This window comes from Microbacterium sp. SS28 (assembly GCF_022761035.1).
In the GTDB taxonomy this organism is placed as follows: Bacteria; Actinomycetota; Actinomycetes; order Actinomycetales; family Microbacteriaceae; genus Microbacterium.
On the sequence record NZ_JAKWJP010000001.1, the window covers coordinates 40,365 to 58,219 of the forward strand.

General features: G+C 71.3%; 17 protein-coding genes, 1 tRNA gene and 1 pseudogene. 2 read left to right on the plus strand and 17 right to left on the minus strand.

The window, feature by feature from the left end; genetic code table 11:
* Positions 1–71: 71 nt before the first annotated feature.
* The 15 genes and pseudogenes from MJ607_RS00215 to MJ607_RS00285 all read right to left on the minus strand — a co-directional run bounded on the left by MJ607_RS00215 (position 72) and on the right by MJ607_RS00285 (position 13,703).
* Positions 72–650 carry a LemA family protein gene (locus MJ607_RS00215; protein ID WP_243074482.1) on the minus strand — a complete coding sequence of 193 codons (579 nt, stop codon included), beginning with the start codon at positions 648–650 and terminating at the stop codon, positions 72–74.
* 51 nt (positions 651–701) lie between these two features.
* On the minus strand, positions 702–2,015 hold the full coding sequence (locus MJ607_RS00220; protein WP_243073544.1) for a D-arabinono-1,4-lactone oxidase: 1,314 nt from the start codon (positions 2,013–2,015) through the stop codon (positions 702–704).
* A complete protein-coding gene (locus MJ607_RS00225; RefSeq protein ID WP_243073545.1) occupies positions 2,012–3,247 on the minus strand; it encodes an alanine racemase in 1,236 nt (411 codons plus the stop codon). Before MJ607_RS00225 ends, MJ607_RS00220 begins: the two co-directional genes overlap by 4 nt.
* Positions 3,248–3,445: 198 nt before the next feature.
* Positions 3,446–3,519 (minus strand) — tRNA-Leu (locus tag MJ607_RS00230).
* Entirely contained in the window at positions 3,510–4,190 is a 681-nt protein-coding gene (locus MJ607_RS00235) for a glycosyltransferase family 2 protein (protein WP_243073546.1), read from the minus strand. The genes MJ607_RS00230 and MJ607_RS00235 overlap by 10 nt, the downstream gene beginning before the upstream one ends.
* A gap of 130 nt (positions 4,191–4,320) precedes the next feature.
* A pseudogene (locus MJ607_RS20295) lies at positions 4,321–4,887 on the minus strand (glycosyltransferase); the annotation flags it as partial.
* Positions 4,884–6,185 carry a non-hydrolyzing UDP-N-acetylglucosamine 2-epimerase gene (wecB, locus tag MJ607_RS00245; protein WP_243073547.1) on the minus strand — a complete coding sequence of 434 codons (1,302 nt, stop codon included), beginning with the start codon at positions 6,183–6,185 and terminating at the stop codon, positions 4,884–4,886. The gene wecB and the pseudogene MJ607_RS20295, both read right to left, overlap by 4 nt.
* An 82-nt stretch (positions 6,186–6,267) precedes the next feature.
* The gene (locus tag MJ607_RS00250) at positions 6,268–7,656 is read right to left on the minus strand and encodes an FAD-dependent oxidoreductase (RefSeq protein ID WP_243073548.1); all 1,389 of its coding nucleotides are present in this window, start codon (positions 7,654–7,656) and stop codon (positions 6,268–6,270) included.
* A gap of 45 nt (positions 7,657–7,701) precedes the next feature.
* A complete protein-coding gene (locus tag MJ607_RS00255) occupies positions 7,702–9,045 on the minus strand; it encodes a S8 family serine peptidase (RefSeq protein ID WP_243073549.1) in 1,344 nt (447 codons plus the stop codon).
* Positions 9,042–9,557: a DUF501 domain-containing protein gene (locus MJ607_RS00260; protein ID WP_243073550.1), complete on the minus strand. Its 516-nt coding sequence runs from the start codon at positions 9,555–9,557 to the stop codon at positions 9,042–9,044. The genes MJ607_RS00255 and MJ607_RS00260 overlap by 4 nt, the downstream gene beginning before the upstream one ends.
* Positions 9,558–9,595: 38 nt before the next feature.
* Positions 9,596–10,138 (minus strand): septum formation initiator family protein, encoded by a 543-nt coding sequence (locus MJ607_RS00265; RefSeq protein WP_243073551.1) that lies wholly within the window; start codon positions 10,136–10,138, stop codon positions 9,596–9,598.
* Between the two features lie 63 nt (positions 10,139–10,201).
* The gene (gene eno, locus MJ607_RS00270; RefSeq protein WP_243073552.1) at positions 10,202–11,482 is read right to left on the minus strand and encodes a phosphopyruvate hydratase; all 1,281 of its coding nucleotides are present in this window, start codon (positions 11,480–11,482) and stop codon (positions 10,202–10,204) included.
* 110 nt (positions 11,483–11,592) lie between these two features.
* Entirely contained in the window at positions 11,593–12,261 is a 669-nt protein-coding gene (locus tag MJ607_RS00275) for an O-methyltransferase (RefSeq protein WP_243073553.1), read from the minus strand.
* 31 nt (positions 12,262–12,292) lie between these two features.
* Positions 12,293–13,357 carry a DUF1648 domain-containing protein gene (locus tag MJ607_RS00280; RefSeq protein WP_243073554.1) on the minus strand — a complete coding sequence of 355 codons (1,065 nt, stop codon included), beginning with the start codon at positions 13,355–13,357 and terminating at the stop codon, positions 12,293–12,295.
* Positions 13,347–13,703 carry a GntR family transcriptional regulator gene (locus tag MJ607_RS00285; RefSeq protein WP_243073555.1) on the minus strand — a complete coding sequence of 119 codons (357 nt, stop codon included), beginning with the start codon at positions 13,701–13,703 and terminating at the stop codon, positions 13,347–13,349. Before MJ607_RS00285 ends, MJ607_RS00280 begins: the two co-directional genes overlap by 11 nt.
* A gap of 108 nt (positions 13,704–13,811) precedes the next feature.
* On the opposite strand from MJ607_RS00285, the gene MJ607_RS00290 reads away from it, so the two are divergent.
* A complete protein-coding gene (locus MJ607_RS00290; RefSeq protein ID WP_243073556.1) occupies positions 13,812–14,279 on the plus strand; it encodes a DUF4442 domain-containing protein in 468 nt (155 codons plus the stop codon).
* Positions 14,280–14,374: 95 nt separating this feature from the next.
* On the opposite strand, the gene MJ607_RS00295 is transcribed toward MJ607_RS00290, so the two are convergent.
* Positions 14,375–15,181, minus strand: a complete 807-nt coding sequence (locus MJ607_RS00295; protein ID WP_243073557.1) for an SGNH/GDSL hydrolase family protein — start codon at positions 15,179–15,181, stop codon at positions 14,375–14,377.
* Positions 15,182–15,305: 124 nt separating this feature from the next.
* Between MJ607_RS00295 and MJ607_RS00300 the strand changes: the two genes are divergently transcribed.
* Positions 15,306–16,541 carry an amino acid permease gene (locus MJ607_RS00300; protein WP_308193779.1) on the plus strand — a complete coding sequence of 412 codons (1,236 nt, stop codon included), beginning with the start codon at positions 15,306–15,308 and terminating at the stop codon, positions 16,539–16,541.
* On the opposite strand, the gene hisS is transcribed toward MJ607_RS00300, so the two are convergent.
* The gene (gene hisS, locus MJ607_RS00305) at positions 16,525–17,781 is read right to left on the minus strand and encodes a histidine--tRNA ligase (RefSeq protein ID WP_243074484.1); all 1,257 of its coding nucleotides are present in this window, start codon (positions 17,779–17,781) and stop codon (positions 16,525–16,527) included. The two genes, MJ607_RS00300 and hisS, sit on opposite strands and share 17 nt — an antisense overlap.
* Positions 17,782–17,855: the final 74 nt, after the last annotated feature.

The following is a 17,855-nucleotide window of genomic DNA, read 5'->3' on the forward strand; positions in this document are numbered from 1 at the left end:
CCCCCTGCGCGAGGGGCCCCGCGCGTCGCGAAGCGGCGTGTGGGGTAGTGCCGGGGATGATCCGGCTCGACTCAAAACTGCACGCGGGGAGGCTCCGAGATCGCAGCGCCGTCGACGACCTCGAAGAACTCGCGCTCGCTGAAGCCGAGGTTGCGCGCGAAGAGGTTGTTGGGGAAGACCTTGATCTTGGTGTTCAGCTCGCGCACGCCGCCGTTGTAGAAGCGCCGCGAGGCCTGCACCTTGTCTTCCGTGTCGACGATCGACTGCTGCAGCTGCAGGAAGTTCTGGCTGGCCTGGAGCTGCGGATACGCCTCAGCGACGGCGAAGAGCGACTTCAGCGCCTGCTGCATGTGCCCTTCCGCGACGCCCGCCTCGGCGGGGCCGCCCGCCGAGAGCGTCTCGGCGCGGGCGCGCGTGACGTTCTCGAACACGGCTTTCTCGTGCGCGGCGTAGCCCTTCACCGCCTCGATGAGGTTCGGCAGCAGATCGGCTCTGCGCTTGAGCTGGACCGTGATGTCGCTCCACGCCTCGTCCACCCGCACATTGAGCTGCACAAGCGAGTTGTACGTCGCCCACAGGTAGATACCGACGACGAGAACCAGTGCCACGACGATGATGACAGGGATCAGCCACTCCCACATAAGCGACATCCTATCCATGGCTCGGCCTTCGCCGAGGAGCGCGGAGGCGACTCTCAGCAGCTAGTCCCCGAGAACCCGCGCGAGGTAGTCGTTCTGGAATCGGCGCTCAGGGTCGAGGCGGTCGCGCAGGGCCAGGAAGTCGTCGAACCGGGCGTAGCGCTCGCGCAGGATCGAGGCATCCAACGTGTGCATCTTGCCCCAATGCGGACGCCCGCCGAACGACAGCATGATCTGCTCGACCGCCTGGAAGTACTCCGTGGGGTCCTCGCGCCAGTAGCGGTGGACGGCGATGTAGCCGGATGCCCGGCCGTGTGCCGTCGACATCCACAGGTCGTCGGCCGCGGCGAAGCGCACCTCGACGGGGAACGAGATCTTCCAACCCCGCTCGTCGATGAGCGCCCGAAGCGCCTCGAACGCCGGACGCACGTTCTCGGCCGGGAGCGCGTACTCCATCTCCTTGAAGCGCACGGCGCGGTTCTGCGTGAAGACGCCCGTCGAGGCATCCGTGAACTCCCGATTGCCCGTGAGGTGCACCGCGAGCCGGCTGAACGACGGGACGATGCCGGGGACGGCCTTGCCCGTCGCGCACACGGCGCGATACAGGCCGTTGGCCATGAGCTCTTCGTCGATCCACTTGCCGACGCGAGGAAGCGGATGCCGCGGGGCGTCGCCGGGCAGGCGCGTGTTCGTCTTCGTCAGCGCGACGTCGGTGTGCGGGAACCAGTAGTACTCGAAGTGGTCGGCCACAGCGACGCGCTCGTCGAGGTTCGCGAGCACGTCGGCGAGAGGCTCGGGCCGCTCGACCGCGTGCATGACGAACGCCGGCACGCACTGCAGCGTGACGTCCACGAGCACGCCGAGGGCGCCCAGGCCCGGGGCGATCGCCGGCAGGAGCTCGGCGTTCTGCGTCTCGTCCACCGTCAGCAGCTCACCGGACGCCGTGACGATCGTGGCGCCCACGACCTGCGTCGCGATGCCGCCGAACCGGGCGCCCGTGCCGTGCGTGCCCGTCGAGATGGCGCCCGAGATGGACTGCCTGTCGATGTCGCCGAGGTTCTGCATAGCGAGGCCGAACGGCGCGAGCAGCTTCGGCACCTGGTGCAGGCGCGTGCCCGCGAGAAGACGCACGCGACGACGGTCACGGTCGATCGACACGACACCGCTGAGGTCTTCGAGCTCGAGCAGGACGTCGGGTGCGACCGCGATGCCGCTGAAGCTGTGCCCCGCGCCGATCGGCTTGACCCGCATGCCCGCGCGACCCGCCGCCTCGACCGAGCGCTGCACCTCCTCGACAGAGGCCGGCCGCTCGACGAGTCGAGGACGCACCGCCTCGCTGCGTCCCCAGTTCTGCCATGTGCCGCCCATGCGTGTCACAGGAACGTCTTCCCTTCGCCTCGATACGTCGGCGTCTCGCCGACGAGCCGGTCGCCCTCGACCAGCAGAAACCTGTCGACGCGCTCCGAGAGCTCACCGCTCTTGGAGTGCCGGAACCACACCCGGTCGCCGATCTTGAGACTTCGCGCGGCCTCGCCGCGCAGCGGCGTCTGCACCTCGCCGGCGCCCTCGCGGGGCATCGTCGAGAGGCCCTGCGGCCAGACAGGCGCGGGCTGCCGCGACGCGAGCGGGGGGCCCGAGGCGATCCAGCCGCCGCCCAGCACCGTCGCGATGTCGGGCGCCGGCTTGCGGACGACCTCGAGCGCGAACGCCGCGGCCGGGGCGGGGTCGAAGATGCGGTAGCCGTCGAAGAGGTGACCTGCGAGCAGACCGCTCCCCGCCGTGAGCTCCGTCACCGAGCGGTCGGACGCCGTGTACTCGAGGGAGCCCGTGCCACCGCCGTTGACGAACTCGAGCGGTGCGACGCGGGTCACGGCGTCGACGATCGCGCCGCGACGGTCGAGCAGCTCGCTCGAGGACCGCCGCTGCATCCACCGGATGACCGCATCACCCGATCCCGTCGCGTCGCCCTGCCCCGCGATCTGGGCCTCGTACATCATGAGGCCCACGAGGCGGAAGCCCGGGCGGTCGACGATGAGGCGTGCGAGCGAGGCGACCTCACCGGGCTCGTGCACGGGCGAGCGGTTGACGCCGATGTGCCCGAGTCCGGGGGCGCGCCATGACGCATCTGCGTCGATCGCGACGCGGATGGTCGCGCGACGCGTCGGCGGCACCAGGGAGTCGATGAGGTCGAGCTGCGCGATCGCGTCGACCATGAGGGTGACGCGGGATGCCGCGACCTCGTCGGCCGCGAGCTGCGTGAGCGCGGCACGGTCGGCCGTCGGGTAGCCGACCACGACATCGTCGTGGGTCTCGGCGAGCCAGAGGGCCTCGGGCAAGGTGAACGCCAGGATGCCCCGGTACCCGGGAACCGCGAGCGTCGCGTCGATGATCTCGCGCACGCGGACTGACTTGCTCGCGACGCGGATCGGCACTCCGCCGGCGCGCACGAGCATGTCGAGCGCGTTGTAGCGCAGGGCGGCGAGGTTGACCGCCGCGACGGGTCCTGAGACGCCCGAGACGGCGTCCGTCATGGCGCGCCAATAGGAGCCGGGGTCGGACCACGGGAGGGTCTCTGACGTTTCGGGGGCCGCCAGCAGATCGAGGGTCATTCGGGTTGTCCTCTCGCGCACATCATCGGCACGCATCCCTCCAGCCTAAAGCCCGCGCACCCCGCTCATGAACACGAGGCGATCCCATGCGCCGACTGGGGAAGACCACCAGCCGGCGGAACGGGGTGCCGCCCACCGTGAGACTCCGTCCGATGCCATCCAGGCCATCGGATCGCACCCACCCCGTGCGGCCCCACGTACCCCCGGTGGGACTCGAACCCACACTTCGGCGATTTTAAGTCGCCTGCCTCTGCCGATTGGGCTACGGGGGCGAACCTGCGGACGGCGCAGACCCGCCGCCCACACTATCCGCCGCGCGCAGCGCCGGAGCATCGGCATCGTCCACCGCCTCGCGGGACGTCTTGGCCCACGACGTCCGTCCGCTGAGCTGCCGCACGACCGAGACCGCGAGGGCGCCGAACGTGAGCCACGAGTAGACCGTGTACGGCATCACCTGTACGAGGGCCACGAACGGCGAGTACCAGCGGCCTCCGCGCAGGACGAGCGTCGCGACGCCGGGGCCGAAGGACAGGCTCAGGAAGATGATGAGCACCCACCAGTAGGACGGGCGATAGGGCACGGCGTCGATGACCGACTCCACGATCGACACGACGAGCGCGATCCCCGTGATGAGCTGCAGGGCCGGGGTCACGAGGTAGTAGATCGAGTCGAGGCGCGCGAGCAGCGCCAGCTTCGGCCGGAAGACGCCCCGCAGCAGCGACATAGCCTGCCAGTTGCCCTGCGCCCAGCGAACGCGCTGGCGATAGAGGCGACGGACCGAGTTGAGTCCCTGCTGGTTGATCGCGACGCGGTTCTCCTGCACGCCCGCCCATCCGGCCTGGATGAGCCGCACGCCGAGGTCCTGGTCCTCCGTGGCGGTCGCGCCACGGGCCGTCGCCGTCGTCGATCGTCGCGAGCGCCGAGAGGCGGTTGAACTGCCCATTGCCGCCCATGTTTGCGATGCCCCACCACGAGCGCCCCGCCTGGAAGACGAGGCCGAAGGAGGAGAACTCGACGTCCTGCGCCCACGTGAGCCATCCGCGCCGGTTGTAGATGCGCACGAGCACCTGCACTCCTCCGACCCGGGGGTCGCCGAAGTGCTGTGCGACGACGCGGGGCGCGAGCGCGTCGAGCCGTCCGTCGGCGTCCACGACGGCGATCACGACCCGGTCCTCTGTCCAGGTCGCGTAGCGGGGCTCGCTCGCGATGAACGCCCGTGCGTCGCGATACGCCGCGTTCAGCGCGGCGGCCTTGCCCTTCCGCGCGGCCGGGAGCCGGCGCGAGAGCACATGCAGTCGCGGATCGTCGATGCCCGCGAGGATCTCGCCCGTGCGATCGTCGGAGCCGTCGTCGATCACGAGGAAGACCGCGTTCGTCGCGCTCGTGGCCCGCAGCCGCGCGACGGAGTCCGCGATCGTCACCTCCTCGTTGAGGGCGGGGACCAGGAACACCCACAGGATCTCGGCCTCGGTGGGGCCCGCCTGGGAAGCCTGCCGCCGCACGCGCTGCCGGAACCGGTGGCCGAGGACGAGCAGCACGACGACCGACGTGATCGAGGTCAGGATGACGACGAGCACCGTCCAGAAGAGCCCCTGCACCCAGGCCGGGAGCCCCAGGAAGAGCTCGTCGATGACGGTCACCCCGCCCAGCCCTCCGGCCAGCCGCCCTCGAAGCCGATCTGCTCGTCGTCGCGACCGCCGGCGCGGAGCACCGCGCTCCGCGCGAACCTCGGACCGTAGGCCGTCGGCGCTTCGTAGCCGTACGCGATGTGCTCGAGCGCCTTGAGGATGCGGTCGGCGGCATGGCCGTCGCCGTACGGATTCTCACGCGCCCGACGTCGCGCGAGCTCCTCGGGATCCGCGAGAAGGCGCCTCGCCGCCCGCAGGATCTCGACGACATCCGTGCCGACCAGTTCGACCGTGCCCGCCGCGACGCCTTCCTGACGCTCCGTCGACTCGCGTACGCACAGTACGGGCGTCTGCAGCGACGGAGCCTCCTCCTGGACGCCTCCCGAATCGGTGATCGCGAACGTCGCCCGCTTCAGCAGTCGCGCGAACTCGGCGTACTCCATGGGCGCCACGAGCGAGATGTTCGCGTGTCCGAAGAGCCGACCGCGCAGCGTGTCGGCGACTTCGGGGTTCGGATGCAGCGCGACGACGAATCTCACATCGGGATGCTCCTCCGCCAGGATCCCGACGGCGTCGGCGATCCGCGCGAGCGGGGCGCCCCAGTTCTCGCGCCGGTGCGCCGTGACGGCGACGACACGGGGCCCGTCCTCGTCCTCGAGATCGGCGAGCTGCGGATCGGAGTACGGCTCGGCGTGGTCGGCGGCGATGCGCAGCGCGTCGATCGCGGTGTTCCCCGTGACGAACACCCGCGCGAAGTCGATGCCCTCGCGCACGAGGTTCGCCTTGTTGCTGATCGTCGGCGCGATGTGCAGCGCCGCGATGCGCGAGATGAGCTGACGGTTGAGCTCTTCGGGGAAGGGCGAGAGCGTGTCGGACGTGCGCAGGCCCGCCTCGACGTGGATGACGGGGAGATGCCGATGGAACGCCGTGACCGCGGCGGCGGCAGCGCTCGTCGTGTCGCCGTGGACGAAGCACGCGGCCGGATAGTCGTCGGGGAACGGCGCCACGTTCGCCTTGCGCGGCGGGTCGACCCGCTCGAGCAGGTACTGGTTCAGGTCGAGCATGACCTTGGCGAACAGCTCGTTGAGACCGCGTGGCCCCTTCGGCATGTCGAACGTCACATCGGGCACGATGCCGTCGATCGCCAGCACCTGCGCGACGAGTTCGGCATGCTGCCCCGTCGAGACGACGATGGGGTGGAACCAATCGCTGTCGCGCATCGCCGCGATGAGCGGGAGCATCTTGATCGCCTCGGGGCGCGTGCCCACGACGAACAGGGCATTGAGGTGGGAACTGTCCTCGGTGGCCACAGGCGGAGACTACCGCCCCCGGCGATGCCCCGTCACGAGGAAAGTGGCGGGATGCGATCGCATCCCGCCACTTCGACGACACTCAGCGTGCGGCCGGAACCTTCTCGTCGGCGACCTTCGCCTCGACGGCCGCGGGGGCCGCGGGCTGCGGCGGACGCGGACGGGCCGCGAACTCCTCGAAGACGTAGCGCGGGCTCTGCACCGTCTGCAGGTTGACCATGTCGCGGCGGAGCCAGAAGTTGTTCCACCAGCCCCACGCGACGCGGAACTTGCGCTCCCACGACGGCATGGCCAGGCCGTGGTAGCCGCGGTGGGCGATCCATGCGATCCAGCCCTTGAGAGCGATGTTGCCGGACTGGAAGACGCCGACCCACAGGCCGAGGCCCGCGACCGCGCCGAGGTTCTTGTGGTAGTACTCGCGCGGCAGTTCGCCGCGCAGGACTGCGACGAGGTTCTTCGCGAGGAGCTTCGCCTGGCGCACGGCGTGCTGGGCGTTCGGCACGCAGTAGCCGCCGACGCCGCCGCCGGACAGGTCGGGCACGGCCGAGACGTCGCCGGCCGCCCATGCGCCCTCGACGACCTCGTCTTCGCTGCCGACGCGCAGGTCGGCGCGCGTGCGGATGCGACCGCGCTCTTCGACGGGAAGGTCGCCGCCGCGCACGACCGTCGGGTTCGCCATGACGCCCGCAGTCCACACGATCAGGTCGGTCGGGATGCTCTCGCCCGTCGACAGCTCGACGACGCTGTCGACCGCGCTCGTGAGCTGCGTGTCGAGGTGCACGTAGGCGCCGCGCTTGGCGAGGTTCGCGAGCACCCACTCGCTCGTCTTGAGCGACACCTCGGGCATGATGCGCCCCATCGCCTCGATGAGGTGGAAGTGCGTGTCGTCGAACGTGATCTGCGGGTAGCTCTTGACGAGCGACGAGGCGAGCGAGCGCAGCTCGGCGAACACCTCGATGCCCGCGAAGCCGCCGCCCACGACGACGACCGTCAGCAGGCGGTCGCGGTCGGGACCGGGAGGGAGGGTCGACGCGCGGTCGAAGTTCGACATGAGACGGTCACGGATCGCGACGGCCTCTTCGACCGTCTTGAGGCCGATCGCGTTGTCGGCGATGCCCGGGATCGGGAAGGTGCGTGAGACGGCGCCGGCCGTCACGACGATCTGGTCGTACTCGAACTCGTACGGCTCGCCCAGTTCGGGCGTGATCGTGGCGACCTTGTTCGCGTGGTTGATGCCCGTGACCTTCGCCGCGACGACCGTCGTCTTCTTGAGGTGACGACGCAGTGCGACGACGGAGTGACGGGCCTCGATCGAGCCGGCCGCGACCTCGGGGAGGAACGGCTGGTAGGTCATGTAGGGCAGCGGGTCGACGATCGTGACCTCGGCCTCGCCCTTGCGGAGGTGCTTCTCGAGCTTCCACGCGGTGTAGAAGCCGGCGTAACCGCCGCCGACGATGAGGATCTTGGGCACGGTGCTATTCGCGGTGCTGGACACGGTGTGAGGGACTCCTCGAGATCAACGGCTCGGCGGGCCTGGAGAGCGCGCCATACGAATGCGTCGGACAGCTGCAGTGACGCCGAGCGCCACCAGTATAGCGGCGACCGTCGCCGCCCCGAGCGGCAGGGTGCCGTAGAGGAGCGTGTCCGTCGAGGGCAGCAGAGGCGACGCGGGACGCGTCGCGGCATCCGCGGGCGGAAGGGCTTCGACCGCCACGGGTGACACCGTCGGCTCCGGCGCGGGACCGGCATCCGCCCGGCGATACAGACGCACCCAGTCCTCGAGGCTGCCCATCGGGTTCTCGGAGACGGCGGGAACGGATGCCGCGACGGCGGCCGCGGCATCCACGAGTCCGTAGCCGTAGAGAGGGTCCGGAACGGCCTTCGCCGCTGCGGCGGGACGGGCGGTGCGGATGATGCGGTTGATGACGTTGGCGGCGTCCAGGTCGGGATGCGCCGCCCGCACGAGCGCCGCGATGCCCGCGACGATCGGGGCAGCGCCGCTCGTGCCGTTCCACAGCACGAGGCTTCCGTCGGCCGAGACGCCGACGAGGTCTTCACTCGGCGCCGAGACGCCGATCGTGATGCCCTGCGTCGAAGCCTCGACGCTCGCCCGGCCCCGCGGGTCGACGCCCGCGACGGTCAGCACGCCCGGGATCGTCGCGGGAGCGCCGACGCGCGTCGTGCCGCTGCCGCGGTTGCCCGCCGCCACCACGACCACGACATCGTGGTCGAAGGCGTAGAGGAACGCGTCGTCCCAGCTCTCGTCCCAGTCGGGCGTGTTGGTCGTGAGCGACAGGTTGATGACGTCGGCGCCGTTGTCGACGGCCCACCGGATCGCCTCGGCGATCTGATCCGAGAACGGCACCGCGGCGCCCGACCCGAAGCCCACCGAGATCGCGAGCAGCTCCGCCTCGGGCGCGACGCCGATCATCCCCGCGCCCCCACCCTTCCCACGGCCGGCCGCGAGCGACGCGACCCAGCTGCCGTGGTTGGCGTCGACGGCGCCGACCGGCGAGCGGCCGTCGGGCGAACCCTGGCCGGAGACATCCGTCCCGCCGACGACCGCTCCGGCGAACTCGGCGGGACTGCGGCCGATCCCCGTGTCGATGATCGCGATGCGGACGCCCGCGCCGCGCGTCGTCTGCCACGCGGTGCGGATGCCGTAGTCGTCGAGCCAGTACTCCGCGGCACGGACGGGGTCCTCGGCGGATTCGAGGGGGACGGATGCCGCGGCTCCCGTCGAGGCGACGGCGGTCGCGCGCTCCCCCGCGTCGGCGACAGCCGCGGGCGCGACTCCGAGGGCGCCCACGAGGAGGCCCGCGACGATCGCGCCGAGCGGCGCGCCGATGACGCGCTTCACCCCGCGGACCCCGGCTCGGCGCACACGCAGCGCTCCGGCGACCAGTTCGACAGCGCGAGTGCGCGGTCTCCGATGGGGTTCACGCCGGGGCCGGCCGCCAGGGCGTGGGCCGCGAGGGCGTGCAGGCACTTGACGCGCGTCGGCATGCCACCGGCCGAGATGCCCTCGATCTCGGCGATCTCGCCGAACTGCGCGCGATCGCGCAGGTAGGACTCGTGCGCCGCGAGATACGCGGCCGCGACGTCCTCGTCCGCAAGCTCGTCCGCGAGGCCCGGCATGACGTGCTCGGCCTCGAGAGTCGACATCGCGGCCGTCGCGGCCGGGTGCGTCAGGTAGTAGAAGGTCGGGAACGGCGTGCCGTCGGGAAGGCGGGGGGATGTCGCGGCGACGGTGGGGTTGCCGCACACGCAGCGCGCGGCGACGCCGACGACGCCGCGCGCGGGGCGCCCGAGCTGGTCGCGCATGACCGCGAGATCGACGTCGCTGACGGGCGGGAAGGGCGGCGTGGTCACCCCGAAAGGCTACCGTCGGACGCTGGGACGCCGCTGGATCAGCCGCCGGCCGGCGACTCGGCGGGCGACTCGGACGGCTGGTCCGGAACGCCGATGGACGGGGCGCGGACGGTCTGGGAGAGACCCGCCTCGGTGACGGAGCGGACGAGCTGCGACATCCAGTCGGTCTTCGTCTGTTCCAGCTCGTCGCTCACCGGTCCCTCTTCCTGGGGCACCTGCGCGGGCGGGAGGTCGTCATCGACGAGATAGACGACCTCGCCGGGCTTCATGTAGTACAGCCGCTCGCGCGCCTGCGTCGTGATGTAGGCGGGATCCTGCCATCGCTCGCGCTGGGCCTCGAGATCGTCGACCTCGTCCTGCGTCACCTCGACCGCCGCGACGAGGGCGGCGATCTGCTGGCGCTGGTCGACGTAGGTGCCGATCGTCGGCACGAGGACGAACGCTGCGAGCACCACGAGGCCGAGCATGATGACCATGAACCCGGACAGCCGGACTCCGCCGAGCCAGCCGCGGACGTCGACCGCCCGGCGCTCGCGCGGCACGCGGCGGGTACGAGAAGGGGGAGCCGTTCTCTGTGTCACGGCTCCCCCTCTCGTCAGCGGACCGCTCAGGCGGCGGTCGTCAGCTGGATGCGCGTCGGCGCGTCAGCCCTTGAAGCGGGGGAACGCCTTGCGGCCGATGAACTCCGCCGCGTCGCCCAGCTCTTCCTCGATGCGCAGAAGCTGATTGTATTTCGCGACGCGCTCGCTGCGAGCGGGCGCGCCGCTCTTGATCTGGCCCGAGTTGACGGCGACGACGAGGTCGGCGATCGTCGTGTCCTCGGTCTCGCCCGAACGGTGCGAGAACATCGTCGTGTAGCCCGAGCGGTGCGCGAGCTCGACGGCGTCCAGCGTCTCAGACAGCGAGCCGATCTGGTTGACCTTCACGAGCAGCGAGTTCGCGACGCCGAGGTCGATGCCCTTCGCGAGACGTGCCGGGTTGGTGACGAACAGGTCGTCGCCGACGATCTGCACCTTCGTGCCGAGCTTGTCGGTGAGCGCCTTCCAGGCCTCCCACGAGTCCTCGTCGAGGGGGTCCTCGATCGTGACGATCGGGTAGGAGTCGACGAGTTCGACGTAGTAGTCGGTGAGAGCCTCAGCCGACCAGGGCTTGCCGTCGAACGTGTACACGCCGTCGGTGTAGAACTCCGTCGCCGCGACATCCATGCCGAGCGCGATGTCGGTGCCGACCGCGAAGCCCGCCTTCTCGATGGCCTTCACGAGGAAGTCGAGGCCCTCGCGGTTGCTCTTGAGGTCGGGGGCGAAGCCGCCCTCGTCGCCCAGGCCCGTCGCGTAGCCGGCCTTCTTGAGCTCGGAGTGCAGCACGTGGTAAGTCTCAGCACCCCAGCGCAGCGCCTCGCCGAAGCTCTCGGCGCCGATGGGCGCGAGGAAGAACTCCTGGCAGTCGATGCCGTTGTCGGCGTGCGAGCCGCCGTTGATGACGTTGAACAGCGGCACGGGCAGCACGTGCGCGTTGGGGCCGCCGAGGTAGCGGAACAGCGGGAGGTCGGCCGAGTCTGCGGCGGCCTTCGCGACAGCGAGCGAGACGCCGAGGATCGCGTTCGCGCCGGTGCGCGACTTGTTCTCGGTGCCGTCGGTCTCGAGGAGGATCTCGTCGACGATGCGCTGCTCGCTCGCCTCGACGCCCTCGATCGCGGGGCCGAGCTCGTCGATGACGGCCGTGACGGCCTTCAGGACGCCCTTGCCGCCGTAGCGCGACTTCTCGCCGTCGCGCAGCTCGTACGCCTCGAACGCGCCGGTGGATGCGCCCGAAGGGACGGCAGCGCGCTGGACGGTTCCGTCATCCAGGAGCACCTCCACTTCGACCGTCGGGTTGCCGCGCGAGTCGAGGATCTCGCGCGCGTTGACTGCCTCGATAAGTGCCACGGAGGACTCCTAGAGTGTGTGGAGGTTTGGATCGCGGAGCGTCGTCGGTCCGCCATCCACCTTAGTGACACGGATGCCGCGCCCGCAGTCGACCGACCAGAGTTAACGCGCTAGACGACGAGCGCGATCGCGACGCCGTCCCACCCCTTCGCGTCGAGCGTCTGCAGCGCCGTCGCGTCGAACCGGGGGTCGCGCCCGAGCAGCTCGAGGCCGCGCTGCGTGCCGATGACCTGCGGGTCGACGGTCGCGGGATCGGCGACGCGTCCCCCGCGGCCGACGTTGTCGACGACCACGACGGTTCCCGAGCGGCCGAGCTTCGCCGCCCAGTCGAGGTAGATCGCGTTGGACTCCTTGTCGGCGTCGATGAAGACGAGATCGAACGGCAGCTCGCCGGCGAGGGTGGGAAGCACGTCAGCGGCCCGGCCCACGCGGATCTCGACCCTGTCGCCGACGCCCGCCCGATCCAGGTTGGCGCGCGCGACCTCGGCGTTGCGGGACTCGGCCTCGATCGTGACGATCCAGCCGTCGTCCGGGATGCCGCGGGCGAGCCAGATCGTCGAGTAGGCGCCGAGCGTGCCGATCTCGAGGACGCGCCGCGCGCCCGACATCCGCGCGAGCAGATGCAGGAGCTTGCCGTTCACCGGCGCGACTTCGATCGGGGGCAGGCCTGCGGCGGCCTGGTCGGCGACCGCCGCAGCGAGCGCGGGGTCGGATTCGACGAGGGTCGAGGCGAAGTACGCGTCGAGACGCTGCCACGCATCGGGGGTCGGGTCGGCCATGACTTCAGCCAACCCGCGCCGCCGCCGGGCGTCAACCCCGCTCGACCGCCGAGTCCGCACGGGACCGGTCGACGAGCGCCTGCAGGAGCGCGGCGCCTGTCGCGGCGTCCTCGACTGTCACGACGAGCGGACGCTTGCCGGCGCGCCCGACCTGGATGGCGTCACCGCGCTGCAGCACGACTCCGAACCGGCCGTCGGTGCCGAGCCGGATCCCCCAGCCGCCGAACTGGACCATGGGATCGATGCGCGTCACGGCGACCGACTCGATGCTCGACAGGGGGACGTGCCAGCGCGGGATCCCGACGGCCGATCGGACGGCGAGACCCGCATCGTCGATGCGGATGCGGAACACCGTCGTCGTGAGGAGCAGCACGACGAACAGGACGGCGAGCAGAGCGAACATGACAGCGAGCTCGCCACCACCCGTGACGGCGAGCCACAGGGCCGCGATCGCGAAGACCGCCGTCGCGGCGACGACGCCGATCATCCCCGCGCGGGGCATCGTGACGGTGCGGAGCCACACGGCCCGCTCCCCCGGTGCCAGCGCGAGCGGCTCCGCAGCTGTCGTGCGGGGCCCGCGGCCACCGCTCAGGGCGACGCGCGGCTGCGCGAGCCACGCAGCCGCACCGATCGCGAGACCCAGGACGAGACCACCGATGAGCGCGGGGAGGATGCTGGGCGCATCATGCGCATCGGCGAGGCCCCGCTGCATCCCGAGCGACCACGTCATGAGCGCGACGAGGTACACCGTCGTGCCCGCACTGAGGGCGCCGAGGAACCGCATCGCCGGCGCCCACTCCCCCTCGCGGGACGCGATGAGCACGGGCAGCGCGAACAGCGCCGTGAGCCCCACGCCGACGAGCGCCGTGAGGACGATCGTGAGCGATGCGGATGCGAAGCCGTCGGCCTCGCCTCCCCCGCTCCAGTGCACCGCGACGGGGTCGGGCAGCTGGGGCAGCCACACGAGCATGAGCACGACGCCGCCCAGGGTCGCGACGAGAGGCACGACGACGCCGACGAGCACGAAGCGGCGGCGCGCGCGGCGCAGCTCCGCGGCGTCCGAGCGATCAGGGGCATGGGAAAGGTCAGCGGCCATCGGCGGTCTCCTTCACGAGTGCGGCCAGAGTGTCGGGTGAGAGGCCGAGGCGGCGGGCCTTCTCGGCGAGTGCGACGACGTCGCGGTGCAGGGCGGCGAGGGGGGCCGCGGCATCCGTCACCGTCGCTCCCCGCCCGCGGCGCATGTCGACCAGGCCCTCGTCGCGCAGCTCCTGGTAGGCGCGCAGCACGGTGTGAAGGTTCACGCCGAGCGCTGAAGCGACCTCGCGGGCGGCGGGCAGCCGGTCGCCGGGTGCGACGCGGCCCGTCGCGAGGTCGGCGCGGACGGATGCCGCGATCTGCGCGAAGATCGCGGCGTCGCTCTGCGGATCGATGCGGATGAGCACGTGGGTATTCTATAACAACTAGAACTATTGCCCGGGTCCTTGGGCCGGAATTGTGGGTTCGCGACAAGCGACGTGCGCGGCATCCGTCGCCCTTGGCACACTGGCGCGATGCGTGTGACTCCCCGACGACTGGCCCTCGGCATGAGCCTGTGGATCCCGAACCTGTTCACCGGCATCCGGGTGCGGCGGTTCGCGGACGACTGGACCGAGGCGACCGTCGAGCTGCACGTCAACCTGCTGACCCGCAACTACGTCAAGACGGCGTTCGGCGGGTCGATGTCGGCGATGACGGACCCGTACTTCTTCATGCTCGTGATGCACCAGCTCGGCCGCGACTACGTCGTGTGGGACACGCGGGGCGAGATCGAGTTCGTCAAGCCCGGCCGCGGCGTGCTCACGGCGCACTTCGCCGTGCCGCGCGCGAAGGCGGAGGAGCTGCGCGAGCGCGCCCGCGGTGGCGCCAAGGTGCTCGAGTGGTTCGAGACCGACATCACGGATGCATCGGGCGACCTCGTCGCGCGGGTGCGCCGGGAGGTCTACGTGCGGGAGAAGAAGCGCGTCACCGCGGCGGGGTGAGCGCGTGCTGCGGCTCAGGATCCTAGGCCGGCTGCCGCGTCCCGAAGCGTGTCCCGAAGACGGTCGCTGAGCAGGCTCACAGGCGGTCGCCTGTGTCAGTGGGACGTGACACCGGATGCCGCCGCGATGACGGCGGGCAGCAGAGCCTCCGCCGTGCGGCGGTAGCCGAGGGCACTGGGGTGGAAGCGGTCGAGGCTGAACATCGCGTCGGGCTGCGAGACGAAGACGGGACCGACGGCGCGCCGGAGCGAGACCACGTGGGCTCCCGCATCGATGGATGCCGCGGCCTGCGCGAGCGCGAGCTGCCGCGATGCGCGCCCGCCGAGCGCCCGCAGCGGCTGCGGGACGGGCCGGAGCGCGCTCAGGTCGGGACACGTTCCCACGACGACGTCTGCCCCGAGGTCGCGCAGCCGCGTGATCGCCTCCGCGAGGTGCGCCGCGGCAGTCGCGACCGGGACGCGGTGCGTGACGTCATTGCCGCCCACGACGATGACGGCGACGCGTGGGCTGTAGTGCTCGGGGAGCGCGTCGAGCTGCGCCGCGAGCATCGATGACTCCGCCCCCACGACGGCCGCCGTGCGCAGCCGCACGGGCCGGCGCATGCCGTGCGCGAGGCCCTTCGCGAGGCGCGCGCCGAGGGTGTCCTTCCGGCGCTGGGCGCCGAGCCCCGCCGCGATCGAGTCGCCCAGGACGAGCAGGTCGATCGTCGCGCCGCCGTACGACGCGCGCCAGAGCCGGTCGGCGTCGAGGGCGTCCTCGCCGAGCGGCTTGCCGATGCGGCGACGCGCGACGGCCGCCTGCCGGCTCAGCAGCGCATGGGCGCCGAGCGCCGCAGCGCCCGCTCCCGCGACGGTGCCTGCGGCGGCGAGGGCTGCGGTGCGCGTGCGGCTCACCCTCGTCATCCGATCCTCTCCCGGTGAACGCGCGGTGACCCGGAGGTGGCGCGAGACTCCACATCTGCACGAGTTCACGCCTCCTGGGAGGACAGTGGCGACGTCTCGCGGGTCGGTCGCTAGGTTCGAAGACGTGGGGCTCGAGAGACGACTGCGAACGGGCGACGCCGTCTTCATCGGACTCGGCTCGATGATCGGGGCCGGAGTCTTCTCGGCCTTCGCGCCGGCCGCCGAGGCCGCCGGAGCGGGGCTGCTGATCGGACTCGCCCTCGCGGCCGTCGTCGCGTTCGGCAACGCGACCTCGTCGGCGCAGCTCGCCGCCGTCCACCCCACCTCGGGCGGCACCTACGCGTACGGGCGCGCGGAGCTCGGACCGTGGTGGGGCTTCCTCGCAGGCTGGGGGTTCGTCGTCGGCAAGACCGCGAGCTGCGCCGCCATGGCGCTCACGTTCGCCGCCTACGCGGCGCCGCCCGGGTGGGAGCGCCCGGTCGCGATCGTCGCGGTCGCGGCCCTCGTGACGGTCAACCTCTTCGGCGTGACGCGCACGGCGCAGCTCACGCGGGTCATCGTCGTCGTCGTGCTCCTCACGCTCGCGGTGGCGGTCGCGGCGGGCGCGTCGGCCCCCGGCCGGCCGATCGTCGACGGTCTCGTCGCGGAGGGCTGGTACGGCATCCTGCAGTCCGCGGGCCTGCTGTTCTTCGCCTTCGCCGGCTACGCGCGCATCGCGACGATGGGCGAGGAGGTGCGCGATCCCGCGCGCACGATCCCCCGCGCGATCGTCCTCGCCTTCGCGGGAGCGCTCGTCGTCTACGCCGCCGTCGCGGTCATGCTCCTCTCGGTGCTCGGGCCCGCGGGGATCGCGGCATCGGCCGAGCCTGTCGCGGCGGCTGTCGCGGCATCCGGCTGGGTCTGGGCGGAGCCCGTCGTCCGCATCGGCGCCGCGTGCGCGTCGCTCGGCGCACTGCTCGCCCTCATCGCGGGCATCGGCCGCACGACCTTCGCGATGGCGCGGGAGGGCGACCTGCCGCGCTTCCTCGCCGCCGTGCATCCGCGTCGGCACGTGCCGCACCGAGCCGAGCTCACGCTCGGCACCGTCGTCATCGTGCTCGTCGCGCTCGTCGACCTCCGCGGCGCGATCGGCTTCTCGTCGTTCGGGGTGCTGCTGTACTACCTCGTCGCGAACATCGCGGCATTCCGGCAGGCGGGCGCCGTCCGGCGGTATCCGAGGGCGCTGCAGGTCATCGGCGGCGCGGGATGCGTCATCCTGTCGATCACCCTCCCGTGGCAGAGCGTCGTCACAGGCGTCGCGGTCGTCGCGGTAGGGATCGTCTACCGGATGCTGCGCCTGCGCCTCACGCGAGCGGCTTGAGCTCGAGCCCCGTGCGGGTCGTGCCGTCCCCGACCGTCGCGAAGGCCGTGTAGCCGTCGGCCGTCGCGCGCTCGAGGAGCGCCTTGAGGTTCTTCGTGCGCAGCTCGAGCCGTACGCGGGATCCCTCGCCGACAAGGGCGGCCTTGAGGGCGAGCAGCTCGCCGACGGGCACGTCGCGGTCGTGGACGAGGACGACGGATGCCGCTCCCCCGCTCTCCTCGGACTCGACGAGGTCGACGATCCGCTCGAATCCGATCGAGAAGCCGACCGCCGGGACGTCCTGGCCGAGGAAACGGCCGATCATGCCGTCGTAGCGCCCGCCACCGCCGAGCGAGTACGACACCGACGGGTGCGCGAGCTCGTAGATCGTGCCCGTGTAGTAGCCCATGCCGCGCACGAGGAAGGGGTCGAAGACGAGGGGGATGTCGGTGGCGCCGCGCGACGCTGCAACGGCTTCGCCGATTCCGACGAGGTGCGCGACGACATCGTCCGAGACGCCCTCGGGGAGCGCCTTGCGGATCTGCCGCTCACCGAACGGGTTGTGCTCGAGCGTCGCGGGACGGCGCAGGAACGCCTCGAAGGCGTCGACCGCTCCCGGCGTGGCACCGCGGTCGCGCAGCTCGGTCGCGACGCCCTCCGGGCCGATCTTGTCGAGCTTGTCGATCGTGATGAGCACGCCCGGACGCTCCTCGGGCGTGAAGCCGAAGGTCTCGAGCATGCCGTCCAGGGCGCGCCGGTCGTTGATGCGGATGCTTCCGCCCTCGAGTCCCAGGGCGTCGAGCGTGTCGAGCGTCGCGACCAGGAGCTCGGCCTCGGCGCGGGACGAGGCATCCCCGATGATGTCGATGTCGCACTGCACGAACTGGCGGTAGCGCCCCTTCTGGGGCCGTTCGGCGCGCCACACGGGGGCGATCTGGATCGCGCGGAAGACGCTCGGCAGCTCGGCGCGGTGGCTCGCGTAGAAGCGCGCGAGCGGGACCGTGAGGTCGTACCGCAGGCCGAGGTCGGTCAGCCGGGCCGGGTCGTCGGCACCCGCGCGGATCGCGTCGGCGTCGAGGCCGCGCTGCAGGATGTTGAATGCGAGCTTCTCGTTGTCGCCGCCGATCCCGGAGTGCAGGCGCGCGTACTCCTCGACCACGGGCGTCTCGATCTCGTCGAACCCGTGCGCGCGATAGCGCTCGCGGATGACGGCGAGCACGCGCTCGCGTCGGGCCTTGTCTGCAGGGAGGAAGTCGCGCATGCCGCGCGGCGGATTCACGGATGCCACGGATCTATTCTTCCAGGTCGGCTGAAGGCGCCTTGCTCGCGGGCCTC

Bases quoted from the DNA above. Each gene is read 5' to 3' on its own strand.
- MJ607_RS00215 (WP_243074482.1), bottom strand. From the start codon at position 650: ATGTCGCTTATGTGGGAGTGGCTGATCCCTGTCATCATCGTCGTGGCA.
- MJ607_RS00225 (WP_243073545.1), bottom strand. From the start codon at position 3,247: ATGACCCTCGATCTGCTGGCGGCCCCCGAAACGTCAGAGACCCTCCCG.
- MJ607_RS00235 (WP_243073546.1), bottom strand. From the start codon at position 4,190: ATGGGCAGTTCAACCGCCTCTCGGCGCTCGCGACGATCGACGACGGCG.
- MJ607_RS00275 (WP_243073553.1), bottom strand. From the start codon at position 12,261: ATGGCCGACCCGACCCCCGATGCGTGGCAGCGTCTCGACGCGTACTTC.
- MJ607_RS00280 (WP_243073554.1), bottom strand. From the start codon at position 13,357: ATGGCCGCTGACCTTTCCCATGCCCCTGATCGCTCGGACGCCGCGGAG.
- MJ607_RS00290 (WP_243073556.1), top strand. From the start codon at position 13,812: ATGCGTGTGACTCCCCGACGACTGGCCCTCGGCATGAGCCTGTGGATC.
- MJ607_RS00295 (WP_243073557.1), bottom strand. From the start codon at position 15,181: ATGACGAGGGTGAGCCGCACGCGCACCGCAGCCCTCGCCGCCGCAGGC.
- hisS (WP_243074484.1), bottom strand. From the start codon at position 17,781: ATGCGCGACTTCCTCCCTGCAGACAAGGCCCGACGCGAGCGCGTGCTC.